The sequence below is a fragment of the Shewanella sp. ISS20 genome, assembly GCF_056522965.1.
The window spans coordinates 159,814-180,662 of record NZ_JAWRZK010000001.1 but is presented as its reverse complement, the minus strand read 5'-3'; the positions used below and the strand labels follow the sequence as shown (position 1 = coordinate 180,662).

General features: G+C 45.8%; 17 protein-coding genes and 1 pseudogene. 4 read left to right on the top strand and 14 right to left on the bottom strand.

The features are described from left to right. Window positions 1-19 precede the first annotated feature (19 nt). Window positions 20-1,492 carry an IMP dehydrogenase gene (guaB, locus tag AC1HDP_RS00825; RefSeq protein ID WP_140931917.1) on the bottom strand — a complete coding sequence of 491 codons (1,473 nt, stop codon included), beginning with the start codon at window positions 1,490-1,492 and terminating at the stop codon, window positions 20-22. Window positions 1,493-1,614: 122 nt separating this feature from the next. On the opposite strand from guaB, the gene xseA reads away from it, so the two are divergent. Further along, window positions 1,615-2,955: an exodeoxyribonuclease VII large subunit gene (gene xseA, locus AC1HDP_RS00820; RefSeq protein WP_479637281.1), complete on the top strand. Its 1,341-nt coding sequence runs from the start codon at window positions 1,615-1,617 to the stop codon at window positions 2,953-2,955. A 68-nt stretch (window positions 2,956-3,023) separates the two neighbouring features. On the opposite strand, the gene AC1HDP_RS00815 is transcribed toward xseA, so the two are convergent. The 3 genes from AC1HDP_RS00815 to AC1HDP_RS00805 form a co-directional block, all read right to left on the bottom strand. Further along, complete coding sequence (locus AC1HDP_RS00815; protein ID WP_479637280.1) at window positions 3,024-3,677, bottom strand: helix-turn-helix transcriptional regulator; 654 nt, start codon at window positions 3,675-3,677, stop codon at window positions 3,024-3,026. A 19-nt stretch (window positions 3,678-3,696) separates the two neighbouring features. After that, window positions 3,697-4,971: an L-cysteine desulfidase family protein gene (locus AC1HDP_RS00810; protein WP_479637279.1), complete on the bottom strand. Its 1,275-nt coding sequence runs from the start codon at window positions 4,969-4,971 to the stop codon at window positions 3,697-3,699. A 76-nt stretch (window positions 4,972-5,047) separates the two neighbouring features. After that, the gene (locus AC1HDP_RS00805) at window positions 5,048-5,431 is read right to left on the bottom strand and encodes a Rid family detoxifying hydrolase (RefSeq protein WP_479637278.1); all 384 of its coding nucleotides are present in this window, start codon (window positions 5,429-5,431) and stop codon (window positions 5,048-5,050) included. Between the two features lie 276 nt (window positions 5,432-5,707). On the opposite strand from AC1HDP_RS00805, the gene AC1HDP_RS00800 reads away from it, so the two are divergent. Further along, entirely contained in the window at window positions 5,708-7,012 is a 1,305-nt protein-coding gene (locus AC1HDP_RS00800) for an SLC5/6 family protein (RefSeq protein WP_479637277.1), read from the top strand. Between the two features lie 524 nt (window positions 7,013-7,536). On the opposite strand, the gene der is transcribed toward AC1HDP_RS00800, so the two are convergent. The 8 genes and pseudogenes from der to rlmN all read right to left on the bottom strand — a co-directional run bounded on the left by der (window position 7,537) and on the right by rlmN (window position 16,552). Next, on the bottom strand, window positions 7,537-9,003 hold the full coding sequence (gene der / locus AC1HDP_RS00795; RefSeq protein ID WP_140931905.1) for a ribosome biogenesis GTPase Der: 1,467 nt from the start codon (window positions 9,001-9,003) through the stop codon (window positions 7,537-7,539). Between the two features lie 74 nt (window positions 9,004-9,077). Beyond that, complete coding sequence (bamB, locus tag AC1HDP_RS00790; RefSeq protein ID WP_479637276.1) at window positions 9,078-10,265, bottom strand: outer membrane protein assembly factor BamB; 1,188 nt, start codon at window positions 10,263-10,265, stop codon at window positions 9,078-9,080. Window positions 10,266-10,276: 11 nt separating this feature from the next. Then, complete coding sequence (locus AC1HDP_RS00785; RefSeq protein ID WP_479637275.1) at window positions 10,277-10,897, bottom strand: tetratricopeptide repeat protein; 621 nt, start codon at window positions 10,895-10,897, stop codon at window positions 10,277-10,279. A gap of 31 nt (window positions 10,898-10,928) precedes the next feature. Further along, complete coding sequence (gene hisS / locus AC1HDP_RS00780) at window positions 10,929-12,203, bottom strand: histidine--tRNA ligase (RefSeq protein ID WP_479637274.1); 1,275 nt, start codon at window positions 12,201-12,203, stop codon at window positions 10,929-10,931. A gap of 226 nt (window positions 12,204-12,429) precedes the next feature. After that, window positions 12,430-13,539, bottom strand: a complete 1,110-nt coding sequence (gene ispG, locus AC1HDP_RS00775) for a flavodoxin-dependent (E)-4-hydroxy-3-methylbut-2-enyl-diphosphate synthase (RefSeq protein WP_140931897.1) — start codon at window positions 13,537-13,539, stop codon at window positions 12,430-12,432. An 11-nt stretch (window positions 13,540-13,550) separates the two neighbouring features. Continuing rightward, window positions 13,551-14,614, bottom strand: a pseudogene (locus AC1HDP_RS00770) (RodZ domain-containing protein). After that, window positions 14,611-15,396 carry a type IV pilus biogenesis/stability protein PilW gene (gene pilW / locus AC1HDP_RS00765; RefSeq protein WP_479637273.1) on the bottom strand — a complete coding sequence of 262 codons (786 nt, stop codon included), beginning with the start codon at window positions 15,394-15,396 and terminating at the stop codon, window positions 14,611-14,613. Before pilW ends, AC1HDP_RS00770 begins: the two are co-directional and overlap by 4 nt. A 34-nt stretch (window positions 15,397-15,430) precedes the next feature. Beyond that, window positions 15,431-16,552, bottom strand: coding sequence for a dual-specificity RNA methyltransferase RlmN (rlmN, locus tag AC1HDP_RS00760; protein WP_140931893.1), 1,122 nt, complete (start codon window positions 16,550-16,552; stop codon window positions 15,431-15,433). A 291-nt stretch (window positions 16,553-16,843) separates the two neighbouring features. On the opposite strand from rlmN, the gene AC1HDP_RS00755 reads away from it, so the two are divergent. Further along, the gene (locus tag AC1HDP_RS00755; protein WP_479637272.1) at window positions 16,844-17,914 is read left to right on the top strand and encodes a CNNM domain-containing protein; all 1,071 of its coding nucleotides are present in this window, start codon (window positions 16,844-16,846) and stop codon (window positions 17,912-17,914) included. 59 nt (window positions 17,915-17,973) lie between these two features. Further along, entirely contained in the window at window positions 17,974-19,710 is a 1,737-nt protein-coding gene (locus AC1HDP_RS00750) for a bifunctional metallophosphatase/5'-nucleotidase (protein ID WP_479637271.1), read from the top strand. 65 nt (window positions 19,711-19,775) lie between these two features. Here the strand turns inward: AC1HDP_RS00750 and AC1HDP_RS00745 are convergent, their stop codons facing one another. Then, a complete protein-coding gene (locus AC1HDP_RS00745) occupies window positions 19,776-20,285 on the bottom strand; it encodes a GNAT family N-acetyltransferase (RefSeq protein WP_479637270.1) in 510 nt (169 codons plus the stop codon). Further along, a complete protein-coding gene (locus AC1HDP_RS00740) occupies window positions 20,282-20,788 on the bottom strand; it encodes a GNAT family N-acetyltransferase (RefSeq protein ID WP_479637269.1) in 507 nt (168 codons plus the stop codon). Before AC1HDP_RS00740 ends, AC1HDP_RS00745 begins: the two co-directional genes overlap by 4 nt. Window positions 20,789-20,849: the final 61 nt, after the last annotated feature.

Genomic DNA, 20,849 nt, shown 5'->3' with positions numbered 1-20,849 from the left:
ATCAGTCGCCCAGAGCACATTAGCCCAAACTGCGATAGTTTGGCGCTTCTTTGGTAATGGTCACATCATGCACGTGGGATTCACCCATGCCGGCAGAGGTTACTTTCACAAATTCAGCTTTAGTATTTAATTCAATGATGGTCGCGCAGCCGGTCAGACCCATACATGAACGTAAGCCGCCCATGTGCTGGTGAATGATTTCTTTGAGTTTACCTTTGTAAGGTACGCGGCCTTCAATGCCTTCTGGCACTAATTTGTCAGCAGCATTGTCACTTTGGAAGTAACGATCAGATGAGCCTTGAGTTTGGCTCATGGCGCCCAGTGAACCCATACCGCGATATGACTTGTAAGCACGGCCTTGATATAACTCTGTTTCGCCTGGCGCTTCATCAGTACCTGCAAACATAGAGCCTGCCATGATGCAAGAAGCACCAGCTGCAATCGCCTTAGCTAAGTCACCGCTAAAACGTACGCCGCCATCGGCAATCACAGGAATGTTAGTGTCACGCAGCGCGTAAGCAGCATCAGATACGGCAGTAATTTGCGGTACGCCCACACCAGTTACAATACGAGTGGTACAAATTGAGCCAGGACCAATACCGACTTTAACCGCGTTAACGCCTGCTTCAACTAAGGCTAATGCGCCTTCAGCAGTAGCAACGTTGCCGCCAACAATTTGTAAGTCTGGGTATTTAGCGCGAGTTTCACGAATGCGTTGCAGAACGCCTTCAGAGTGGCCGTGAGAAGAGTCAATCAGTAATACGTCAACACCAGCAAGTACCAGCGCATCAACACGCTCTTCGTTACCAGGGCCAGCACCAACGGCAGCACCTACTCGTAAGCGACCAAACTCATCTTTACACGCGTTTGGCTTACGTTCAGCTTTTTCGAAGTCTTTAACTGTGATTAAGCCTTTTAAGCAATAATCAGCATCAACGACTAAGATTTTTTCGATACGGTGGCTGTGCATCAGTTGCTGCACTTGATCAAGCTTGGTGCCTTCTGCCACTGTCACTAAACGTGACTTAGGCGTCATGACCTGCTCGACAGTTTTGCTCCAATCAGTCACAAAACGAACGTCACGACCTGTGATAATACCGACTAATTCATGGCTTTCGGTGACAACTGGGTAACCGGCGAAACCATTTTTCTCGGTCAAGGCTTTCAGTTCAGCTAAGGTAGTTGTAGGAGTTACCGTCACTGGCTGAGCAACAACACCCGCCTCATAAATCTTAACTTTACGCACTTCTTCTGCTTGCTGGGCAATACTCATGTTTTTATGAATAAAACCTAAACCGCCTTCTTGCGCCATCGCAATGGCTAAACGTGATTCAGTCACGGTATCCATGGCAGCAGACACTAAAGGAATATTTAAACTAATTTTGTCGGTCAGACGAGTAGTCAAGCAGGCAGTGTTTGGGAGAACCGTTGAATGGGCAGGAACGAGTAAAACATCATCGAACGTGAGGGCTTCTTTTTTAAGTCTTAGCATGGCAACATCTCCCCAAGAGATTTTGGAATTAAGAGGTGAAATATTGCGGCGAGAGTATACCTTGCACTTAGCCCTGCGTAAATGCAAAATTGTCAAATAATCGCTTTTCACTGCGGAATCCCATGGAAACCATTAAAAAAGATATTTATACCGTTTCACAATTAAATGCTGATGTACGTGAATTGCTGGAAGGAAATTTGAGCCGAATTTTGCTGACTGCCGAAATTTCAAACTTTAGCGCACCCGCCTCAGGTCATTGGTATTTAACGCTAAAAGATAGCCGCTCACAAATTCGCTGCGCCATGTTTAAGGGAAAAAACAACAGCGTTAACTTTGCCCCTAAAAATGGCCAACAAGTGCTAGTTCGCGGTAATATTAGTGTTTATGAGCCGCGCGGAGATTACCAATTATTAATCGATAGCATGCAAATGGCGGGAGATGGATTATTAGCCGCTCAGTACGAGCAGCTGAAACAAAAACTCTCAAGCGCCGGCTTATTTGCTCACGAGACTAAACGTCCTTTGCCAAGCAACATTCAGCGCATTGGCGTGATAACCTCCCCCACTGGCGCAGCCATTCGCGATGTGTTGCATGTGTTGCAGCGGCGAGATCCGGCCATCGAAGTAGTAATTTATCCCGCCCAAGTGCAAGGCGATGCGGCCCCTAAGCAGTTAATCCGCGCGATTGAAATTGCCAATCATAGGCAAGAAGTGGATGTGCTGCTACTGACCCGCGGCGGCGGTTCACTGGAAGATTTATGGTGTTTTAACGATGAATCATTGGCACACGCCATTTATCAGTCCAACTTAGTGGTAGTGAGCGCCGTTGGCCATGAAGTGGACACTAGCATTAGTGATTTTGTGGCCGATGCTCGCGCCGCAACGCCCTCTGCTGCCGCAGAGTTACTGTCTAACGACAAGCAGCACAAGCAGCAGCAACTCTTGCAGCTAACACACCATTTACAGCGCGCCTGGCAACATAGGTATGCTCTTTTGGGCCAGCGCATGGAAATTGCTGAGCAAAAATTGTATCGCCAAGATCCTAAACGTCGATTACAGCAGCTTAGCCAGCAGTTTGACGAGATGTATTTTAGATTGCACACCGCTATCACCCACAAGCTTAATCGCCAGCAGATGCGCTTACAGCAGCAACAGAGCGCTATGTTAAGCCAGTCTCCTCAGCACAAGTTACAACTGCAAGCTAAACAGCTGCAGTATTTACATAAACAACTTGAGCAGCGCATGGCAGAAAAAATGACGGAATCGACATTGCGCCTCGCTAAAGGCGCCGAGTTGTTGTCAACCGTGAGCCCGCTGGCCACCTTAAAACGCGGTTACAGCATTACTACCGATGAGCAAGGCTCTGTGGTAGATAGCAGTGCTATGGTCACTGTTGGGCAATCGATTCACTCAAGGCTCAATCATGGCCAGCTAGTGGCTACCGTCACTAAGATAATTAACTAATCCCCCACAACTAACCGCCCACAAAAAAGGCTCACATTGTGAGCCTTTATGTTTAGTTAGATTCAGCGTTAGTGCTGCAACGCCTTAATTTCTCGCAAATAGCGATAAATGGTATGCACTGAAATATCTAAGCGCGAAGCGGCCACTTGGGCGCTATCTTTCAATTCAAAAATCCCAAGCTCATGCAGATGAAATACAATTTCGCGGCTCTTTTTCGATGGCGGTATGGCTGGATTATTTTTCACTTCCAAATTAACACCATCGATAGTGCTATGCAGCGCTTCATCAATATTGCGGGCAAACACTTCTTGAGTTGGCGCTAAATCATGACTGCAATCAGGCAGCATGGCCCGCAATACTTCTTGCATAGGCGCGTCCATATCTGAGTTGATACAGAGCAAACCTATGGCGCGATTATGCTTATTTCTAATGACGGTAGTGATTGAACGCAATGTCTTACCGTTGACTGTTTGGCTCATATAAGAATTAGAAATATCTTGGCCAGTTTTGAGCTTTAACAAGGCTAAGTTAGTGATCGGCGCCCCGACCTCACGGCCAGTCACATGGCCGTTGGCAATTTTGATCACCGATGGATCGCTTGCATCGAGACTATGCAGCACCACTTCGGTATGTTTGCCATACATGGCTGCAATTCCATCAACCACGTTTTCTAATGCGGCTAAGATATCAAAGTCACTCTGACTTAAGTCGTGCAATTTCACCGGTGTTTTACCTCACTCTTTAGGCTGACATTATGTCTATGATGGTAGTGTCTGTGGCTGTCATGCCAGCAGTCACCATCAGGCCAACATTCTTAATCGTTTGTTCAACGTTGTCGGCAATAATACCCTGCCCTTGAACCACTTGGCTATTAAGCGCCATTAAAAATGAGCGCACAGCCGCGCATGATGAAGTACTAACCTTCATAGCGCACGAAGCTTTTGCGCCATCACACACCATGCCTGAGCTGTCACTGATGACGTTTTGAATCGCGAAACACGATTGCTCAAAGCTACCACCGGCTAAATACACCATGGCCATAGCAGCCGCGGCACTGGTGACTGAATTACCACAGAATGCCGATAATGGCGGATAGTGAGACTTAATATAAATGGCACCTAAATGACTCATGATTAAGGCGCGCGCTAAGGTTTCATCATCCGCTTGATAATGCTTGGCGGTAATCACCACAGGGATAGTTGCGGCAATGCCTTGGTTACCACTACCAAAGTTACTCATGGCAGGCAAAGTCGCGCCGCCCATGCGGGCATCGGACGCGGCCGCGGTTTTCATGACAATGCGGTTGATTAAATCATTGCTCATTAAACCGTCGTCCATCGCCTTTTGCATGGTACGTCCAACTTCTAAGCCGTAGGCGTTGTTCATGCCTTCATCAGACAAAATCCCGTTAAGCACCGAGGCTTGCAGTATGAATTCAATATATTCAAACGGCACTTGCGTCGCGAACTCATAAATACTGTCAATGCTAATATCCACGCCATCACAAATCGCAGCCGTCGCCGGAGCGCTGCCTTGCTCTAAAGTGAAGCGGACTTTATCATTAAATTCTTTCAATACCACCATGGTATGACCGCCGCTCACCACCACCTTGGCAGTGTTGCCTTGGCCATAAGCCTTGACAGAGCAATAGATAAACTCATCGGTAACCGTACGATTAACGCTCACCTTACCGTTATCAATCAGAGTTTGCGCAGCCGCAACATGATGCGGTTCAATGTTAGCTAGCACTTCAAGACCGGCATCACTATTACCGCCGATGGCGCCAGAGGCAGCAGCAATTGCCAAACCAATTTTGCCGGTACCAGGCACAAATACTCCCATGGAGTTTTTGTATAAATTATCTGAGACTAAAATTTCAAGTGATGTTGGCTCGCATCCTAATTCAGCGCGGGCCAAGGCAGCCGCATAAGCTGCGGCAATAGGTTCAGTACAACCTAGCGCGGGTTTAACGACTTGATTGATGATGCGAATATATTGCTGCCATTGCGCTTTCATAGTGTGTTGCCTTTATTAATCAATGAGAACTGCCCGAACGACTCAGTCGCTGAATCGTCAGGCGAATGCTAAATGCTTATGCTAAAACGTGAGCAATTGCTTCAACTTCCACTTTAACGCCCAGTGGTAAGTCTTTAACGGCAAAGCAGCTACGCGCAGGGCAGTCTTGCTGGAAATACTGCTGATATACCGCATTAAAAGCCGCAAAGTCAGTAATGTCAGCTAAGTAACACGTTGTTTTTAAAACCGTTGCCATTGTGCCGCCACCAGCTTCAATCACGCTTTTCAGGTTCTCTAACGATTGCACTGACTGCTCTGTGATACCCCCCTCTACTACGCCGCCTTTAACAGCACACACAGGTAATTGACCTGAGGTAAAGATCATTTGGTTATAGCTAGTGCCATGAGAATAAGGACCAATGGCAGCAGGAGCAGAAGCTGCAGTAATAATTTTTTTCATAAGTGATATCCTTGCAAATATTTTTTAATGAACCCATCGGTTCAGTTGCAATATTATTTGCACACTCACAATAAAATGCAACTAAAGTTTCAATTATTTATGAGCAAGTTGCATTAAAGTGCGGAGAATAGCAGTTTACGGACTAATGTGAGCCTCGTCAGGTTTGCATAAAAATTTGAGTAATTTAGGTTGTGTAAATAATTACTCTCAAATATATTTGCAAAAAACGATGCAACACTAAAATAATACCTCGTAAGAGATATATAAGGTAACCATATGAAACCACAGACTACGACAGCACGGCCGCAAGAGATTAGTCGTCAAGATACAGCCGCTTGGAAAGAAGCGACTCGTTTTGATAGCACGGATTGGGGCTGGATCATTATGAGCATTGGTATGGCGATTGGCGCCGGCATTGTGTTCTTACCTGTACAAGTTGGCTTAATGGGATTGTGGGTATTCCTACTTTCTGCGGTCATCGGCTACCCAGCCATGTATATGTTCCAACGATTATTCATTAACACCTTAGCTGAGTCTAAAGAGTGTCAGGATTACCCAAGTGTCATTTCTGGCTACTTAGGCAAAAACTGGGGCATGTTACTGGGTGCACTTTACTTCGTGATGTTAGTGATTTGGGTGTTTGTCTATTCAACCGCCATCACTAATGACAGTGCTTCATTCCTGCAAAGCTTTGGTGTCACCAAAGAGTTGCTGTCTAACAACCCATTCTACGGTCTAGCCTTAATCTGTATTTTGGTGGCGTTAGCCTCTCGCGGCGAAAACCTGCTGTTTAAGATCTCAACCTTAATGGTACTGACCAAATTAGGCGTAGTGGCTTTATTAGGTCTGATGATGGTTGATAAGTGGGACATGAATAACATAGGTACCATTCCAGCCGCTGGCGATTGGATGAAAGATGCCATCATCATGCTGCCATTTACCCTAACCTCTATCTTATTCATTCAAAGCTTAAGCCCTATGGTGATTTCATATCGCTCACGGGAAAAATCAATTGAAGTGGCTCGCTTTAAAGCTATGCGTGCTATGAACATCGCCTTTGGTATCTTATTCGTAGTGGTATTCTTCTACGCAGTATCATTTACCTTAGCCATGGGTCATGACCAAGCGGTTAAAGCCTCTGAAGAAAACATTTCAGCCTTAGCTATGGTTGCCCAAGGTGTACCAGGCCAAACTCTGAAACTGTTAAGCTTAACCTTAAACATCTTCGCAGTAATGACCGCCTACTTTGGTGTGTACTTAGGTTTCCGTGAAGCATGTCAAGGCTTAGCCATGAACGTACTGCGCCGCGTAATGCCAGAAGATAAGATTGATAGCAAGAAAGTGGGCTACGGCATCATGATCTTCACTATCTTACTGTCTTGGAGCGCGATTGTTCTTAATGCCCCAGTGCTGAGTTTCACCTCGATTTGCAGCCCAATCTTCGGTATGGTCGGCTGTTTAATCCCAGCTTACTTAGTGTACCAAGTGCCAGCGCTGCACAAGTACAAAGGTGTAGGCTTATACGTGATTATCGCTACAGGTATCTTGTTATGTATCTCGCCTTTCCTGGCCTTTGCATAATATCCCCTGTTTATTAAGCGCCCATTGGGCGCTTTTTTTATGCCTGTAATACCCACATGCTTTAAGCATTACCCCATAACTGAGTCGTGCTCAACACTTAGCATCAGCACAAATCATTAAGCACAAACTGTAAGTCGTTAGTCGTTAGTATCGACGCAAGCAATAAGCATTAACCTGACTCGCCCTAGTTCTCCAGTTTTCATAAAGCACGGTAGCAAGCCAGACTCGCGAGTCAAAGCCGTTGATTCAGATATTTCTCACGGGCAAAATATCATCAGGGAATACTCACATGAATTAGGTAAGTCACGCACAGACCTTTCGCCCACGCATAGCTCATCTACTAGGGCACTATAGCGGGCTCAGGCTTACGCCATAGGCATAACCATAAATAGATAAGTAAATAAATAGATAAGTACTCGCTGTAAAGCGCGGAAAAAATGCCGCCCCGAAAATCACCCATAAAAAAGGTGGCTCTATTGCTAGACCCACCTTAATGCACAAGTAAAACTGATTAAGTCTACGACTTAGCTTTTCTTGTTTTTGATCATCGACAAAGTACGCTTACGACGACGCTCTTGGCTCATGGTTAACTTATCAATCTTGCCTTCAAATGGGTTCGCACCTTCGTGGAAACGCAATTGGATTGGGGTACCCACCACTTTCAATGAACGACGATAGTAGTTCATCATATAGCGCTTATAAGAATCAGGTAACTTGTTGACCTGATTACCATGAATAACCACGATTGGTGGATTATAACCACCGGCGTGAGCATATTTCAGCTTAACGCGACGACTGTTAACCATAGGTGGTTGGTGATCATCTTGCGCCATTTGCATGATACGGGTCAGCATAGCTGTACCGACACGCTTAGTCGCACTGTCATAGGCTTCGTTGATGGATTCAAATAAATGACCAACGCCGGTGCCATGTAACGCCGAAATAAAGTGAATACGCGCAAAATCGATAAAGCCTAAGCGTCTATCCAATTCAGTTTTAACGCGCTCTTTGATATTTTGATCAATACCATCCCACTTGTTGATGGCAATCACTAAGGCGCGACCAGCGTTCAGGACGAAACCTAATAAGCCTAAGTCTTGCTCAGCAATACCTTCACGCGCATCAATCACTAATAATACTACGTTGGCATCTTCTACCGCTTTCAAGGTCTTGATCACTGAGAACTTCTCAATGGTTTCATGCACCTTACTGCGACGTCGAACCCCAGCGGTATCGATAATGATGTATTCACGATCATCACGTGCCAAAGGAATGTAAATACTGTCACGGGTGGTACCTGGCTCATCGTACACCACCACACGCTCTTCACCGAGAATACGGTTGGTCAGGGTCGACTTACCTACGTTAGGCTTACCAATAATGGCAAGCTTAATCGGTAAATCTTGTAGTTTAGCCTGCTCAGCTTCCGCTTCTTCTTCAGTGTAGAAACGCTCATTAGCTTGTTCTTCTGAATCTTCATCACGAACAATGCCCATGGCTTCTGCATAAGGCGCCAGTGAGTATTCAATCATGTTAGTCACACCGCGGCCTTGGGCAGCCGCCATGTGATACACTTCGCCTAGGCCTAATGCCCAGAACTCAGCACACGCAGAATCAGCATCAATACCATCAACTTTGTTAGCAACCACGAAAGTTACTTTTTGACGGCTACGTAAATGCTGAGCAATACCAATATCGGCAGCCGTTAAGCCGGCGCGAGCATCACACAAAAACAGTACAACATCGGCTTCTTCAATGGCGGCAAGTGATTGCTCAGCCATTTTGGTTTCGATGCCTTCTTCAGTACCATCAATACCACCAGTATCAACCACGATAAACTCGTAACCTGACAGGTAAGCGCGGCCATATTTCCGATCGCGAGTCAGACCAGGGAAGTCAGCCACTAGCGCATCCCGGGTGCGAGTCAGACGGTTAAATAGGGTTGACTTGCCCACATTGGGACGGCCTACCAGTGCCACTACAGGAATCATGTTCTTGCCTCATTATTTTCTTCAATAAAAAACCCCCGGAAACTTCCAGGGGCTTTATCAAAATACGCTTTGATTTATGGAAGTGTTACGGCCGCAATTTTACCACTGCGACCCTGTACGTATAATTTGTCGCCAACCACAGTAGGTTGACTGTACAGTCCATCGTCATCAATCAAGATACGGCCAACGATCTTGCCGTTAGCACGGTCCAAAAAGTGCAGGTAACCTTCAAAGTCACCAACCACTAAGTAATCGCCAAACACTACCGGAGCAGTTAATTCGCGATGAGTTAATTCTGAATTGCTCCAGCTTTCAAGGCCATTACGACGGTCTACCGAATACACACGGCTGCTGTCATCAACTAAATATAACTGTAAGCCGCTACTCGCTAAATTATGGAAACTAGAGTATTTGCGCGCCCAAACGACACGGCCTGAACGTAGCTCCATCGACACTAGGTTGCCATTATAACTGACTGCGTAAAGATTATCGCCCAAAATTAGCGGCGTCATATCTACGTCGGCCATACGAGTAAATTCGTTGCCACCTTTTGGTGAGAACACAGCTTGTTCCCACGCAGGCTGACCATTGGCTTTAACTACGACGGCAATTTTGCCATCAGCAGTACCCACAAAGAAACCACCGGCTTCATAAGATGCAGAACCTGTACCGCGCAGCGTTAACGCCGGTAAATTGGTTTCAAAACGCCATAAGTCTTTACCCGTTGCCACTTCAAAGGCTTGTAAAGCGCCAGAGCCAGTATTCACCACCACCACATCTTCAGCGACAGTAGGCTTTGACATTAATTCGCCATCGGTCTCGGCATACCACTCAATCGCGCCAGTTTCAGCATTGAGCGCGCCTAAGTAGCCAGACTCACTGCCGATAAACACTTTATCGCGCGCGGCGGTAATACCAGCGGATAAGCGTGCACCTTTGTTTTTCACTAACGGCTTATCGTTAAAGGCCTGAGTGAAATCCTGAGTCCAAACTTCTTGACCTGTGCTTTCATCAAATGCGATCACTATGCCGTTTCTGTCAGCGACAAAAACTTTACCGTAACCTGCAGCAGGTTGAAGTTGGGAGTAAAACGCCCCGACGCCATCGCCAACATTGGCACTCCAACTAATGGTTGGAAAGACAGTGGCATTAATCTCTGTCAGTTCGCTAACGGGCTCTTCTTCTACATCACTAGACGCACATGCTGTCAGTAATGAGGCTGCCATAGCGGCTGCCAATAGGGTTTTACACCAGGATGTCATCGGCCTTTTCCTTATGCCTTATTGAGGTTATCAATTTTCATTTGCAGTACTGGGCTAGCATTCAAACCGCCAACATCCGCTGCCGCTTGATAAGCTAAGCGAGCTTTATCCAGCTCCCCTTGGCGTACCAGAAAATCACCTTTTAGTTCATCACGTTGAGCAGCAAAAGCTAGATCAGTCACTTGATCTAATGTGGTTAAGGCCACAGCATATTGCTCTTGTTGCGCTTGGATGCGAGCCAGACGGATTGTCGCTATCATGTCCAAACCAGCGCCAGGCTTATCAGCAATCACTTGCTTTAACGCAGTTTCTGCTTCGCTAAACTTACCAGCTTCAACGGCAGCTTTAGCTAACATCAGGTCCATCATGGCCTGATAACCCACTTGATTAGTCTCTTTCGAGTACTGCGCAGCCTTGGTAATGAAAGCCGCGCTATCGGCTTGATTTACCACTAAAGCTTGGTAATGTTCTGAAGCAGTTTCAGCGGCTTGTAATTGCTGGTCAGAGTAATAATTCCAACCATATAAGCCACCTAAACCCACCACAGCACCTAATAAAATGGAGGTGCCATAGTCTTTCCAAAACTGTTTGATTGCGTCGACTTGTTGTTCTTCTGAGCTATAAATTTCCACGCGCATCCCCTACGTTTTTATTCTTTATTTATTAAATCAGACCGGTTAACACCTGAACTAATTGATCTCTATCAATCAGTTGTTGCATATCATTGGTACGCAGCGACTTAAGCGCTACCTTACCTGCGGCTAATTCATCTTCGCCAAGAATAAGCGCCACTTGAGCACCACTCTTGTCAGCACGCTTCATTTGCTTCTTAAAGTTGCCACCACCGCAATGAGTCATTACCTTAAGGCTTGGGTGAGTGTTTCGCAACTCTTCTGCTAATTGAGTCGCAGCAATTAAACATGCGTCACCAAATGCCATCACGTAAACATCAACCGCTGGGCCAATATCTTGGGTCAATTCGAGAGTTTCGAGCAAGAGCACAATGCGCTCCAGTCCCATAGCAAAGCCAACGGCAGGGGTATCTTTACCGCCTAATTGACCCACTAAACCATCGTAACGACCGCCTGCCAATACTGTGCCTTGTGAGCCTAAGCTCTCTGTGACCCATTCAAATACGGTGCGGTTGTAATAATCTAAACCACGCACTAAGCGCGGGTTAATGCGGTATTGGATACCAACACCATCAAGAAGTTCACACAACTGCTGGAAATGATTTTTAGATTCTTCACCTAAATAATCCATCAAGGCTGGTGCGCCGACTAATAAGGCTTGGACGGCTTGATCTTTAGTGTCTAACACGCGCAGCGGGTTAGTGTACATACGGCGCTGACTGTCTTCGTCCAGCTGATCTTTAAACTGCTCAAGGAAAGCAATTAAGGCATCGCGGTACTGAGCGCGCTCACCCGGGTCGCCTAAGGTATTGAGCTCTAATGTTACATGCTCAGTAATGCCCAGCTCTCGCCATAAGCGGGCTGATAACAATAACACTTCAGCATCTATGTCAGCGCTACTTATACCGTAAACTTCCACACCAAACTGGTGGAATTGACGATAACGACCCTTCTGTGGGCGCTCGTGACGGAACATAGGACCCATGTACCATAAACGCTGCTCTTGGTTATATAGCAAACCGTGCTCGTTACCGGCTCGTACGGTAGAGGCTGTGCCTTCTGGACGTAAAGTTAAGCTATCACTGTTGCGGTCGGCAAAAGTGTACATTTCTTTTTCAACGATATCGGTCACTTCGCCAATAGATCGCTTAAATAGATCTGTGCTTTCAACAATCGGAGTTCTGATTTCACTGTAACCATAGGATGCTACGGTATGGCGTAAAACTGCTTCTACTTTTTGCCAAATAGGACTTTGTGTTGGCAGAATGTCATTCATTCCGCGAATCGCTTGGATCTGTTTTGCCACGTTAGACTCGTCGATATCGTTGTAAATTAAAAACCGCCCGCATTATATACTTAAACCAGCGCAAAAGGCGAGGTTAACGGCGAGGAAAGCGCCGCAACTCTAGGCGTATCAATACTCTGCTAACCTAGTTTGCAAAGACCGCTGGCTGGTAAAAAGGCGAGCACCTATAGCTAATGAGCCGATGCTATGCATCGGCTCAGGGGGATAAAAGATAACTCAGTGGGTGTTACGCGTCGCTCGTTGGGATTCGGTTAGTCAGTAAACTGGCTTTAGCTCGAATTTTCTTTTCGAGTTGGTCAACTAAATCTTCATTATCTAAGCGCTCTTTTTGGCGCACACCATCAACGTAATAACCGCTCTTACGGTTACTACCAGTTAAGCCTATGTGAGAAACAAGAGCTTCACCTGGGCCATTAACCACGCAGCCGATAATAGACACATCCATAGGTGTCACTATATCTTCTAAACGCTGCTCTAAAGCATTAACCGTTGAAATTACATCAAATTCTTGTCTTGAGCACGATGGGCAAGCAATAAAGTTAATGCCGCGAGAGCGAATGCGCAGTGACTTTAAAATATCAAAGCCCACTTTAATTTCTTCAATAGGATCGGCGGCCAGTGAAATCCGCAACGTATCGCCAATGCCTTCTGCCAGTAGCATGCCTAAGCCAACCGCTGATTTAACTGAACCCGCGCGCGCCCCGCCCGCTTCAGTAATGCCAAGGTGCAACGGCTGAATAATTTGTTTTGCCAGTAAGCGATAAGACTCCACCGCCAAGAACACATCTGAAGCTTTAACGCTGACTTTAAATTGATCAAAATTCAAACGGTCTAAAATATCCACGTGGCGCATGGCTGATTCTACCAGCGCCTCTGGCGTTGGCTCGCGGTATTTGTCCATTAGGTCTTGCTCTAATGAACCGCCGTTAACGCCAATGCGAATAGGGATATTCATGTCGCGAGCGCATTCAACCACAGAGCGAATGCGCTGTTCATTGCCGATATTTCCAGGGTTTATGCGCAGGCAGTCAGCCCCGTATTCAGCCACTTTTAAAGCGATACGGTAATCAAAATGAATGTCAGCGACTAACGGCACATTGGACTGCAGTTTAATCAGCTTAAATGCTTCAGCGGCATCCATGGTCGGCACAGACACACGCACAATATCAGCGCCAACTTTTTCAAGAGCGCGGATTTGCGCCACCGTGGCTTCAACGTCTGTGGTACGAGTGTTAGTCATTGACTGAACAGCAATCGGCGCGCCATCACCGATAGCCACGTTACCTACATAAATCCGGCTGGATTGACGACGCTTGATAGGAGATTCACTAAACATCTAATACTCGCTTATTCACTCATAGGACTTGGCAGCGTAAAACGGGCAACCTTGTCTTGATAGGCAGATAAAGAAACTGGGGCGCCATTAAAGGTCATGGTCACTGCGTTAGGAGCGCCAATAATAATTTTAAACGGCGTATTCCCTTGTAATTCATCACTGAACCGGCCGTTTTAACCCCATTGACTAAGGTCTTACCGCTACCATCAATGATTTTCATCCAGCAATCACCACTCAAGCTAAGGCTCAGTTCGCCCTGACCTGTGCTCACATTCACATCAGTGGCTGCAGTACTTGCCGGTTGCGTTACTGGGGTAGCCATTAGCGTCGCGGCAGAGTTTGCCGCTGAATTGATAACTGGTGCAGTTGATTGTGTATTTGTGGCTGGCGCAGTAACCGCAGAGGGTGTTACTGCTGGCGCAGATTGTGCGCCAGCATTGATTGTGGATGATGCGGCGCCATCGATAGGCGCGTCTACTGTAGCTGCGGTATCTTCAGACTGTAATTGCTCAGCGGTGATTCCAGGAGCTAAGGCATCAGCCTCAGTCGCGAGCAGTAAATCGGCATCGTGGGCTAAACTTGGCGTCGAATGAATCGCCGCCACTTCTTCAATACTTGGCTTAGATAAATCTACTAAGGTGTCAGTATTGGATTTTTGCACCCACCACAGCACCATTAATGCCAATAACACAAACGCAATTAACCAAGTCACTAACATCAAGCGGCTATCGCGCGCTTTAATGGTGGTTTTGCGCGAAAAACTTTGCATCACCGGCTTTTCTTCACTCGGCAACTGCGCATAAATACTCGCTTTAATGGCCGCTTCATCGGCGCCAACAATACGAGCAAAGTTTTTAACATAACCTTTGACATAAATAGGCGAAGCTATGTTGTCAAAACAATCACGCTCGATATCTTCAACTATCGAGGGCCGTACATGCATGCGGGTGGCGACATCGGCGACCGACAGATTTTTAGCTAAACGCGCCGCTTGTAATATAGGACCCGCTGGCGGTATTACCTCGGGGGTAACGGCTGGGGTTGGTTCGGATATTTCAGTGTGTGATTGTGTCATTGCTGTAAACTATTCCGATACTCTTTGGCCTGATTGGAGGAAGGAAATGTGGCTAGCAATTGGATCCCATATCGCTTAGCCGCCTCCGAGTCATTCAGACCTTGTTCAATCCGTATCCCCAACTCAAGACTTTGCGGCGTATCTGCAGCTACACGTTGAAATCTCCCTAAAAACTGTTTAGCTTCGACAAAATCTTGTTGAGCTAATGGGATTTCAACTAACGCCAGCAAGGACGTAATGCGTCGGGGGTCATATTTAAGTGCAGAATTAAAGTAGTCCTGCGCTTTAGTCAATTGTCCAGCTTCTTGACTGCACAGCCCTAAATTTTCATAACTCGAGGCTGCTCTTGTATATTCTGGTTGTGCAATAGCCTGTAAAAATCGTTTTTCAGCTTGGGCATATTGTTTTTGTTGGCATAAATACACGCCAAAATTATTTAACGCATCACCGCTGACATTCGAGCTTTTAACGGCATCTTCGTAGGCGGCCAAGGCACGTTTATCATCACCCACTGATTGATAATAATACGCCATGGCCACATGGACTTCTTCCAGATTAGGCGCAAAAGACACAGCCTTATCTAAGTTAAATTTGGCTTGTTGACTATTACCCTTTTGTAAATAGGTCAAACCTAGTTGAACTCTTTCTTTCGCAGCTGCCACGGGATCAAACGTGCGCTGTTTAACTTGAATATCTGTGCCTGAATAAGTTTGCTCAGTTACGCAACCAGAAAGAGCAGCAGCTACAACCAATGTCATCAGTAACTTTGACTTATGCTGCATAGTAAGTTTGCCCTAATTAAACGTAAACAAAGAGTTAGTCTATTCTGACTGAAATTTGGCTTTGTTGCATTTGTTTTTTTGCCAGACGCTTAGTTCTGTCTCGAATATCCCCCGCCAGCTGACCGCAGGCAGCATCTATGTCATCGCCACGGGTCTTGCGCACAATCACAGTCAAACCGTATTCCATTAATACTTTTGAAAAGCGATCGATGCGAGAATTAGACGAGCGACCATAAGGCGAACCTGGGTACGGGTTAAATGGGATCAAATTCACCTTGCAAGGTGTGTCTGCCATCAACTTAGCTAATTCATGGGCTTGGTCTGTGCTGTCGTTGATGTGATCGAGCATCACATATTCAACGGTCACGCGGCCACGGTTAGCATTAGATTTTGCGATATAACGCTGAATACCGGCTAAAAATTCATTGAGCGGGTATTTTTTGTTAACCGGTACCAGTTGATTTCTGAGTTCATCATTGGGGGCATGAATACTAACGGCTAAAGCGACATCTATCGCATCACCTAATTTATCTAACGCAGGTACAACCCCTGAGGTTGATACGGTTACGCGGCGCTTAGATAATGAAAAACCAAAATCATCCAGCATGATGTCTAAGGCAGGGATCACATTGGCTAAGTTGAGCAGCGGCTCACCCATACCCATCATCACTACGTTAGTCACAGGGCGCTCACCGGTTTCTTTAGCAAAACCTAAGAAATGGCACACACGCCAGATTTGACCGACGATTTCAGACACAGTCAAGTTACGGTTAAAGCCTTGCTGGGCGGTCGAGCAGAAAGTACATTCCAGCGCACAACCTACTTGTGATGACACACATAAAGTAGCGCGGTCTTCTTCAGGAATATAAACAGTTTCAACTTCCTGACCTTCGCCAACATTAATAGCAAACTTAATGGTGCCATCAACAGATTTTTGAAAACTAGAAATTTCAGGCGCGATAATTTCGCAGCGAGCAGCCAACTTTTGACGCAATACCTTATTGATATTGTTCATTTCTTCGAAGTCGCTGACACCAAAATGATAGATCCATTTCATCAATTGATCAGCACGGAATGGCTTCTCTCCCATTTCCGCGATTAATGCCCGCATCGCTTTACGATCCAGGTCTAATAAATTGATCTTCTTTTCACTCATTTGGCTAACCTCAACAACGAATTCTGGCCACGGGGCGGCGAATTATACTCATGCAGGCCCTATTACGCTAGTCACAGTTAGGCTATCGGGCGATTAGCACTCGATAAACCCCGTACAGGGAATGATGCCGCCATGCTTATTAGCATGGCTAGCCGCACGACTCTTGCGCTCAGGTATTAATGTAGGGGAATGCTAGTCAGCGGTGATTTTTGTCAATGTGGGTTATGATTCTATGGTAAGATTGCTCTCGGTCAATGTTGGCCTAAATTTCGGAGTTATAATTTAATCATTATGATTACCCTCATCATAATCATCCTTGTCGCTGTGTTTGTTTCTTTTCTGTGTAGCGTATTCGAAGCGGTATTACTGTCTGTAACACCTAGCTATATTGCCAACTTAACTCAAACTAATCCCAACGCGGCTGCCAAATTAAGCAAGCAAAAAGAAAATGTCGAATCGCCTTTAGTGTCTATTTTGACGCTAAACACAGTAGCCCACACTGTCGGTGCTGCAGTAGCAGGCGCGCAAGCAGCTAAAGTATTTGGCGATGATATGCTAGGGGTGTTCTCCGGCGTATTAACCTTTATTATTCTGTTCTTCTCCGAAATCATTCCAAAGACTATTGGGGCAAACTACTGGCGTTCATTAGCGCCAACCGTTACCTATATTTTGTATTGGATGGAAAAACTCACCCTGCCATTAATTTGGATGTCTAAGCAAGTGACGCAGTTAATGGGTAAAGGCGACGATGGCCAATATATTCGTCAAGAAATGAGTGCCATGGCCAAAATGGGGCATGAGAATGGTGAGCTAGAAGCGCAAGAGTCAAAAATTTTAACTCAAATGTTGCAGGCCAGAGATGTGCCAGTAACAGCTATCATGACGCCAAGAACCGTGATGTTTTCTCTGCCAATCAACATGAGTCAGCAAGAGTTTATTGACCAACATATCAATAAACCTTTTACTCGCATTCCTGTGTACGCTAACGATCATGATGATATTGTTGGTTATGTGAACCGCACTGATATCTTATTAGCGAGCCGCGACACGCCAGAAGAGCCGATTGACGCGCTCAAGCGCAGTCTGATGGCCGTGCCTGAAACCGCAAAAATTTTGCCGCTGTTTGAGCGCATGATTAAGCGTAATACCCAAATTGCCATGGTGGTGGATGAGTATGGTTCAGGCTTAGGCATAGTGACTCAAGAAGATATTATTGAATCTATGCTGGGTCTTGAAATCGTTGATTTAAACGATCCTGCCGCTGACATGCAGCAATTAGCCCGTCGATTATGGAAACGCCGTATGCAAGATAAAGGCATACGTTTATCCGATGATGGTGATTTTGAACAAGTTTCCAACTAAGTACTGTGGCGGGGTAATTCCCCGCCTTCTGCATCTCATTTCGTTCTGAGCATTTCTTCATGCGTTATCGATTATCCCTAACCCATATCAATGATCCTCATTCCCACTTTGAACCTAGCAAGGTGCAATTTATTGTGGATCATCAAGGCTCACCCGTACGGATTAGCTGTCATAGCGGTGGCGCGGCCAGAATTGGCTATCAACTCCAACAAGCCAGAGAAAAGGCCAAACAGAATCAGCAAGAGTTTTTGTTTTTGCATGGTGGCGATAGTTTTCAAGGCACCCTTTATTTCCGTGAATTTAAAGGGTTAGCAAACGCTCACTTGCTTAATGAATTGCAACCAGATGCCATGGTGCTAGGTAACCATGATATTGATGACGGCAGTGCGCCGATTGTTAATTTTCTAAACACCATTAATTTCCCTTTACTGGCAGGCAATATGTTGACCGAGGCCAACGCCTCAGTATCTAGCTTACATGGCCATCCACGTCTATTTGATGTAGATCCACAAGATAATTGTGCCAAAGTGTTATTAAAACCTTTAGCAGATAAGCAGTTAGCTATTTTTGGGATCACGCTGACCGACATGGCAAAGATTGCCAATATCGATGCTGACACTCAGTTTTTATGCGCTCATGAAATTGCCCGCAATACCATAGCTAAGCTGCATCAAGCGGGTATTTATCACATCATAGTGTTAAGTCATCTTGGCATAGACGGAGATAGACGCTTAGCCCAAGATGTTGAAGGCATAAGCCTGATTGTGGGCGGCCATAGCCATACGCTGCAAGGCGATTTTAGTGACCTTGGGCTAAGCAATTTAGTGTATGGCGAAACCCATAATCGCACACCTATAGTCCACGCTGGTAAATATGCTGAAACCTTAGGCATGGCCGATATTGAATTTGATGATAGCGGTAAGGTTATACTGCTTGAAGGTGGCAATTACTTTATGCAGGACAAGCAGTTGTTACTCGATTGCGAGTCACCGCTCAGTCAAGCTGACTATGCCAATGTTTGCGCTAAAGTGCATAAACACCCGCTAATGCTAGGTCAGCAAGCACTCACTAAAATTGATGAAATAGTCAAACAGCGCTATCAACCGGCCTTAGTTAAGTTACGCCAAGACATTATCTGCCAAGTTCCCCGCCCTTTCGTGCATAACCGTTTACCGGGGCGCGCGTTTCCCCATGGCAGTCAATTAGCACCGTTAGTCAGTCAAAGCTTGTATAACCAAACCAAGCAAGACTTGGCCGTGGATTTTGCCTTACATAATGCCGGCGGCGTGAGACAATCATTGGCTGCGGGGCCTGTGTCGCGCGCGGATATTTTGGGTAGTATTTTACCCTTTGAAATCCCGCTGGTGCGTTATCACATTCAAGGTCAGTATTTACAAATGGCGTTAGAGTCCGCCATTAATGCCGCCACTAACAATAGTGTCTATGGCACTGGTACTGGCAGTTTTCCTTACACTTGGGGATTGCGCTTTGATTACGATGGCCGCTTGCCATTAGGGCAGCGAATTACGCGGTTAGAATATTTAAGTGATGCTGGCTGGCGCCAAGTTGAGCCGGATAATGCTTACACTGGAGTATCGAGCGCTTATACCGTTATGGGGAAAGAAGGCTACGATCCGTTATTGCGACGAGAATGGCAGCAAACTGTGCCGAATATCACCCTGCCTTCGGCCTTTATCGACTTTTTAAAATATGCCGATTTAACCAGCCATGCGTTGCCGACGGTTAACTATATTAGCCATAACGAATCGATACTGGTTTCAGCCATCAAAGGCTAATCACTCAATAAGGGTTAATCGCATCAGCGTATTGATGGATTAATTTTTTTTACCAAAGCTTTGATTTATAGCGCTTTAATTATTATGGCCTTGCTTACGCAATGCTTTGTGTACGAAATACTTTTATGTAGATACACAGCCGCTGCAGAGTCAAAGCTGTCATCAGTCAATCTTTCAAAACCGCGGCGCTCAAAAAAGCTAGCGTTGTTGACATCGGCATCCACATAAACTGCCTCTATTTGCTGCTGTGTTAAGCGCTGCATCATGGCTTGATGCAGCGCAGTGGCCACGCCATTTTCACCCGTTTTAGTGAACAAAAACTGGATATAGGGTTTATCTTGTTTAAAGTACACACTCACCAGCCCTATGACTTGCGTTTGTTCTTTGGCAACCCAAGTGTATTGCGTTTGCACATGCTCACGCCAAAAGTCGGTTGATATGCGCGCGTCCTTAACATAGCTACTGGCTTTGCTAGCCCCTTCTTGATTTACGCTAGACAACAAACGAGCACGAAAGGCTTCAGCAATTAATGAAGCATCATCTGGAACATAAGCGCAAATCTTAAAGGATTTCATAATTCAAGACTCATCTGAAAACTTGGGATCATCTGCCCAGATTTAATTTGATAGATTTTTTGTTGTTGCACAAATCCATGTTTACTAAATAACGGCCGCGATAAATAAGAAGCATCAAGGGTTAACTGTGAAAGCCTAGCATCTTGTCCCCAAGTAATCACTTTAGCGATTAATTGACTGCCGACGCCTAGTCCTTGATAGGCTGGGGCAATATATAAACTATCAATATAGCCAAGCTCTCTAAAGCCTGATTCCACATTAATAAAACCAATACAAGTACCTTGCTCTTTCAGTACAGCTAACCAAGATTGGCTGCGAGATAACCTTTGATGCCAATGACGTGCAGAGCGCGGCGCACTGGACCAAGCATTAATTTGTGCCAATGAATAACTTGGATGCTCAATCCCTTGTACTGCCTGATGAAATAACTCGCTCACCGCCAAGGCATAATCTTTATGGTAAGTAATAATGTGAAAATCTGGTGTCATTAATGCCACTGACATAACCCATCTACCTAGTTGAAGTATAAAAACCTATAGCCAAAATAAAAGCAGCTAAATAGCT

Bases quoted from the DNA above. Each gene is read 5' to 3' on its own strand.
- AC1HDP_RS00750 (WP_479637271.1), top strand. From the start codon at position 17,974: ATGCGTTATCGATTATCCCTAACCCATATCAATGATCCTCATTCCCAC.
- AC1HDP_RS00755 (WP_479637272.1), top strand. From the start codon at position 16,844: ATGATTACCCTCATCATAATCATCCTTGTCGCTGTGTTTGTTTCTTTT.
- AC1HDP_RS00800 (WP_479637277.1), top strand. From the start codon at position 5,708: ATGAAACCACAGACTACGACAGCACGGCCGCAAGAGATTAGTCGTCAA.
- AC1HDP_RS00745 (WP_479637270.1), bottom strand. From the start codon at position 20,285: ATGAAATCCTTTAAGATTTGCGCTTATGTTCCAGATGATGCTTCATTA.
- AC1HDP_RS00810 (WP_479637279.1), bottom strand. From the start codon at position 4,971: ATGAAAGCGCAATGGCAGCAATATATTCGCATCATCAATCAAGTCGTT.
- AC1HDP_RS00740 (WP_479637269.1), bottom strand. From the start codon at position 20,788: ATGTCAGTGGCATTAATGACACCAGATTTTCACATTATTACTTACCAT.
- ispG (WP_140931897.1), bottom strand. From the start codon at position 13,539: ATGTTTAGTGAATCTCCTATCAAGCGTCGTCAATCCAGCCGGATTTAT.
- rlmN (WP_140931893.1), bottom strand. From the start codon at position 16,552: ATGAGTGAAAAGAAGATCAATTTATTAGACCTGGATCGTAAAGCGATG.
- guaB (WP_140931917.1), bottom strand. From the start codon at position 1,492: ATGCTAAGACTTAAAAAAGAAGCCCTCACGTTCGATGATGTTTTACTC.
- xseA (WP_479637281.1), top strand. From the start codon at position 1,615: ATGGAAACCATTAAAAAAGATATTTATACCGTTTCACAATTAAATGCT.
- AC1HDP_RS00805 (WP_479637278.1), bottom strand. From the start codon at position 5,431: ATGAAAAAAATTATTACTGCAGCTTCTGCTCCTGCTGCCATTGGTCCT.
- pilW (WP_479637273.1), bottom strand. From the start codon at position 15,396: ATGCAGCATAAGTCAAAGTTACTGATGACATTGGTTGTAGCTGCTGCT.
- bamB (WP_479637276.1), bottom strand. From the start codon at position 10,265: ATGACATCCTGGTGTAAAACCCTATTGGCAGCCGCTATGGCAGCCTCA.
- der (WP_140931905.1), bottom strand. From the start codon at position 9,003: ATGATTCCTGTAGTGGCACTGGTAGGCCGTCCCAATGTGGGCAAGTCA.